Annotated in this window: 5 protein-coding genes; all 5 read right to left on the bottom strand. The window is 62.3% G+C overall.

The window, feature by feature from the left end; translation table 11 throughout:
- Positions 1-213: HD domain-containing protein (locus tag PHW99_RS18235; protein ID WP_300181081.1), on the bottom strand; the 213-nt coding region annotated here is incomplete at its 3' end.
- A gap of 249 nt (positions 214-462) precedes the next feature.
- Positions 463-1,389 (bottom strand): NAD(P)-dependent oxidoreductase, encoded by a 927-nt coding sequence (locus tag PHW99_RS18230; protein ID WP_300181078.1) that lies wholly within the window; start codon positions 1,387-1,389, stop codon positions 463-465.
- A gap of 44 nt (positions 1,390-1,433) precedes the next feature.
- Positions 1,434-2,117: a 4-carboxy-4-hydroxy-2-oxoadipate aldolase/oxaloacetate decarboxylase gene (ligK, locus tag PHW99_RS18225; RefSeq protein ID WP_300181075.1), complete on the bottom strand. Its 684-nt coding sequence runs from the start codon at positions 2,115-2,117 to the stop codon at positions 1,434-1,436.
- A complete protein-coding gene (locus PHW99_RS18220) occupies positions 2,114-3,145 on the bottom strand; it encodes an amidohydrolase family protein (protein ID WP_300181072.1) in 1,032 nt (343 codons plus the stop codon). The genes ligK and PHW99_RS18220 overlap by 4 nt, the downstream gene beginning before the upstream one ends.
- 89 nt (positions 3,146-3,234) lie before the next feature.
- A partial coding sequence (pobA, locus tag PHW99_RS18215) for a 4-hydroxybenzoate 3-monooxygenase (protein WP_300181069.1) occupies positions 3,235-4,212 on the bottom strand: 978 nt, incomplete at its 5' end.

The following is a 4,212-nucleotide window of genomic DNA, read 5'->3' as shown; positions in this document are numbered from 1 at the left end:
GTCGTATTCCTGCTCGGTCAGCCGGTCGGGCTTGCGCAGAATGGCATCGGGGATACCGATCTTGCCCAGATCGTGCAAAAACCCGCCCAGGCCGACACGTGCAGCTTCGCCTTCGCTGAACTGGGCGCGCTCGGCCAGCAGCCTGGCATAACGCGACACCCGCCAGAGGTGACCACCGGTATAGGGGTCACGCGCCTCCACAAACCAGGCCATGGTGAGCAGGCTGGCCAGCAAATGCTGTGTTGTTGTTTCGACCGAAACTTGTTCTTTCACGGAGGCATGGCCAAGCCAGCGACCCGCTTGTTTGAACCAATTCATGGTGTGCGCTCCTGCATGTGGCGGGTGTGCGCGTGGGCGGGCAATGAGACTGGTTGGGGCATGGGGTTCTTTCTGCGTGGGCAACATGTACCTTGGTCGCAGCAAGGACACCGTTTATTACACCCATGCCATCGCCCCGGTTGTTTACCCCGCTGGTGAGATGAGCCTGGCCAGCATTCGATCCGCCTCCACCCGCCAATCCAAGCTGCGGGCAAATTCGGGCGTGCCTTTTTCACCAAACCAGCCCTGGTCTGCGCCGTCGGCCACCCAGGCCTGGCGCTCGGCGGTGCCGCTGGCCGACCAGGGGGTCAGGCCTGCGTCGCGCACGGTCTCGGCCACTTCGCGCACTTCTTCGCTGCGGCGGCGGCCGTGTTCGATGACGCGCTGGAAGAAGTAAGCGGCTTGTTTTTCCCAGTCGATGCCGGGGAAGGTTTCGTACAGACTGGCGATGACCGCGTCTTCCACGCCGTAATGGCGGGCGGTGGTGAAGCTCTCGATCACCATCGCTTCCAGGCCCTTGATCATCACGCTGCGACACATTTTGGTGGCGCTGGCCACGCCTAATTGGTCGCTGGCCACCTTGGCGGCAAAGCCCAGGCTGTTGATCAGCGGGGCCAGCTCGGTCGCAAAGACACCGCCCAGCAGCAGCGGCACTTTGATGCGGTAGGGTGGCACGCTGGTCATGACCGCGCCTTCCACGTAGCGGCCCCCTGCCCCGTCGATCAGGCTGGCGGCGCGTTGTTTGGCACCGGGCGATGCGGAGTTGAAGTCCAGAAAAAATGCGCCCGGCTTCAATGCGGGGGCGCAGGCCTGCGCCACCCCCACGGTCTGGCTGGCGGTGACGGCGCTGACGATGAAGTCTGACTCAGCGGCCAGTGCAGCGCTGCTGCTGACCAGTTGCACGCTGTGCTGGGCGGCGTGGGCTTGCAAGGGCGCGGCGGTGGCAGGTTGGTCGAGCTTGATGTCGTAGGCGCTGACGGCGACACCTTGGGCGCGCAGGTCTTCAGCGAGGATGCGGCCGACTTCACCGTAGCCGACCAGGCCCACTTTCCACTCTATTGGATTCTTCATGGTGTTTTAGTGCTCTAGCCCAGGTGGAACCTTGGCTGAGTGCTTCAATCTATATAGCGCAGACCGGCTTTGGCCAGGCCTTCGCGCATCTTGTAGTAGTCCAGACCCAGCACGCCGGAGGCGAAGATGGCGCGTTTGTCGCCTTCATTGGCTTCGCGGGCTTCCGCCGCATCGGCCACTTTTTGCGCGATGGCGGCGGGCACGACGACCACGCCGTCGATGTCGGCAATGACCACGTCACCGGGGTTGACCTGGGCACCGGCGCAGACCACCGGCACGTTGACCGAGCCCAGCGTGGCTTTGATGGTGCCTTTGGCGTGGATGGCTTTGGAAAACACCGGGAACTTCATCTCGGTGAGGTCTTTCACGTCGCGCACGCCGCCGTCAATGATCAGGCCGACCGCGCCACGGGCCTGGAACGAGGTGGCCAGCAGGTCGCCAAAAAAGCCGTCGGCGTTGTCGGTGGTGCAGGCGGCCACGGCCACGTCACCGGGTTGCAACTGCTCGGCGGCCACATGCATCATCCAGTTGTCGCCGGGTTGCAGCAGCACGGTGACGGCTGTGCCGCAGATGCGGGCGTCGTTGTAGATCGGGCGCATGTAGGGCTTCATCAGGCCAACGCGGCCCATGGCCTCGTGGATGGTGGCCACGCCGAAGCGCGAGAGTTTGTCTACCGCAGCCTTGTCGGCACGATTGATGTTGCGTTTGACGATTCCGAGGTTGTTCATTTCACTTCCTTTGCTTTCAACAAGGCATCCAGCCGTGGGAACACGCGGCGGGCGTTGCCTTCATAAATCTGCTGACGGTCTGCGGCGCTGAGGATTTTGCTGGCCTCGATGTAGCGTTTGGTGTCGTCATAGTAGTGGCCGGTTTCGGGGTCGATGCCGCGCACCGCGCCGATCATCTCGCTGGCAAACAGCACGTTTTTCACCGGGATCACGGTATTGAGCAGGTCAATGCCGGGCTGGTGGTAGACGCAGGTGTCGAAGTAGATGTTGTTCAGCAAATGCTCTTGCAGCAGCGGCTTCTTTAATTCTTGCGCCAGGCCACGGAAGCGGCCCCAGTGGTAGGGCACCGCGCCGCCGCCATGCGGGATCAGGAACTTGAGCGTGGGGAATTCCTTGAACAGGTCGCTGGTCAGGCACTGCATGAAGGCGGTGGTGTCGGCGTTCAGGTAGTGCGCGCCGGTGGTGTGAAAGCAGGCGTTGCAGCTGGTTGACACGTGAATCATGGCGGGCAGGTCGTACTCCACCATCTTCTCGTAAATCGGGTACCAGTGCTTGTCGCTCAAAGGGGGTGAAGTCCAGTGGCCACCGGATGGATCGGGGTTCAGGTTGATGCCGACCGCGCCGTATTCCTTGACGCACTTTTCCAGCTCGGGAATGCAGGTGGCAGGGTCCACGCCAGGGCTTTGCGGCAGCATGGCCACCGGCACAAAATGGTCGGGAAAGAGTTGGCTGACGCGGTAACACAGCTCGTTGCAGATCGCCGCCCAGGTGCTCGACACGTTGAAGTCGCCAATGTGGTGCGCCATGAAGCTGGCGCGTGGGCTGAACAGGGTCAGGTCGCTGCCGCGCTCCTTCATCAGGCGCAACTGGTTGCTCTCAATGGTCTCGCGCAGCTCGTCGTCGCTGATTTTGAGGTCTGCCACTTTGGGCATGACGGCTGGGTCTTTGATGCCCGCAATTTGCTGGTTGCGCCAGGTTTCCAGCGCCTTGGGGGCCGTGGTGTAGTGGCCGTGGCAGTCGATGATCATGGTTTGGCTTTCTATGAACAAAATAGGGCGCTAGCCCGCAAAAAATAAGCGCAATCAGCTATCAAATCAATAACAAACACAACACCGGCTCAGCGCACCGGCTCGGCAAAGTCCAGCGGCAGGCCAACGTAGTTTTCGGCAATCGACAAGGAACCGGCGTGGGAATGGATCAGGTAGTCCAGCTCGGCCTCTTGAAACTTGGCGGTGATCGGGCCGTCGTCCGGGAAGCGGTGCATCAGCGAGGTGAACCACCATGAGAAGCGCTCGGCCTTCCAGATGCGGCGCAGGCAGCGCGCGGAATAGGTGTCGATGCCCTGCTCGCTGCGGTTTTGGTAGAAGTCCACCAGCGCGTTGCACAGGTACTTCACATCGGTGGCGGCCAGGTTCAGGCCCTTGGCCCCGGTGGGCGGCACGATGTGGGCCGCGTCACCGGCCAGGAACAGGCGGCCAAAACGCATCGGCTCGGTGACAAAGCTGCGCAGCGGGGCAATACTTTTCTCCAGCGACGGGCCGGTGACCAACTGGGCAGCGGCTTCGGCATCGAGCCGCAGGCGCAGCTCTTGCCAGAAGGCATCGTCGGTCCAGTCTTGCAGGCGGTCGGTCAGCGGCACTTGCAGGTAGTAGCGGCTGCGGGTTTTGCTGCGCTGTGAGCACAGGGCAAAACCACGCGGGCTGTTCACGTAGATCAGCTCGTCATGCACCGGCGGTGTGTCTGACAGCAGGCCGAGCCAGCCAAAGGGGTAGACCTTCTCAAACTCTTGAATCGACTTGCGCGGCACGCTGGCGCGGCAGACACCGTGAAAGCCGTCGCAACCGGCGATGAAGTCGCAGCTCAGGCTGACCGCCTGGCCCTGATGGGTGAAGGTGACGCGCGGGTGGGCGGTGTCAAAGTCAGCCACTTGCACGTCAGACGCTTCGTAGTAGGTCGGTAGACCGGCTGCGGCACGGGCATCCATCAAGTCGTGCGTGACTTCGGTCTGGCCGTAGACCATGACGTTTTTGCCGCCGGTGAGTGCGTTCATGTCGATGCGGTGGCGCTGGCCGCCGTAGAGCATGTCAAAGCCGCC

It is taken from the genome of Rhodoferax sp. (genome assembly GCF_028689305.1).
Lineage (GTDB): Bacteria > Pseudomonadota > Gammaproteobacteria > Burkholderiales > Burkholderiaceae_C > Rhodoferax.
This window is presented reverse-complemented; position numbering and strand designations above follow the sequence as displayed.